General features: G+C 76.0%; 1 protein-coding gene. It reads right to left on the bottom strand.

The window, feature by feature from the left end; genetic code table 11:
* Nucleotides 1-871 (bottom strand): ABC transporter transmembrane domain-containing protein (locus ACFFNX_RS51475; protein WP_378213823.1); only part of this gene is annotated, 871 nt, incomplete at both ends.

Here is an 871-nt window from a genome sequence, read left to right on the forward strand (position 1 = left end):
CCGGCTCCACGGTCAGCGAGAACCCCTCCAGCGCCGGCGCGCGGTCATCCGCGTAGCGCACGACGAGGTCCTCCACCGCGATCCGGCCCGGCCGGACGCGTACCGCACCGGGCGCCGGCCCTTCCTCGGCGAGCACCGCGTCCACCTGGCCGAGCACCGCGCGTCCCTCGGCGGCCGCGTGGAAGCGCGTGCCGAGCGACCGCAGCGGCAGGTAGGCCTCGGGCGCGAGCAGCAGCACGAGCAGCGCCGTTCGCAGGTCCAGCGAACCGTCGAGGAGACGCAGCCCGGCCGGCACCGCGACGAGCGCGACCGACAGCGTGGCGACGATCTCCAGCACGAACGAGGACAGGAACGCGATCCGCAGCGTCCGCAGGGTCGCCCGCCGGTGCCCGTCGGCCATCGTGCGTACCACTTCGGCCTGCGCCCGGTCCCTGCCGTACGCGCGCAGGGTCGCCAGCCCGGTCACCACGTCGAGGAAGTGCCCGCCGAGCCGGTTCAGCAGGCCCCACTGCCGTTCGGTCGCCTGCCGCGTGTGCCGGCCGACGAGCGCCCCGAACACCGGGATCAGCGGCAGCGTCACCGCGACGATCAGCGCCGACGTCAGGTCCGCGACCGCCAGCCGTACGAGCACGGCGAGGGGAACCACCGCCGCGGCGTACCGCTGAGGCAGGTAGCCGGCGTAGTACGGGTCCAGGGCGTCCAGGCCGCGGCCGAGCAGCGTGACGTCGGCGCCGCGTTCCAGGAGCCGTCCGCGCAGCGCGCGTTTGCGTCGCGCGGCGGCCCACCCGCACACCGTCCCCTGGCTGAGCGTGAGCGCGGCGCGTCCGGCGACGACCGCCACGAGCGGCGGCAACAGGGCGCCCCCGGCCAG

The sequence above is a fragment of the Actinoallomurus acaciae genome (assembly GCF_042429965.1).
Taxonomy (GTDB): domain Bacteria; phylum Actinomycetota; class Actinomycetes; order Streptosporangiales; family Streptosporangiaceae; genus Actinoallomurus; species Actinoallomurus acaciae.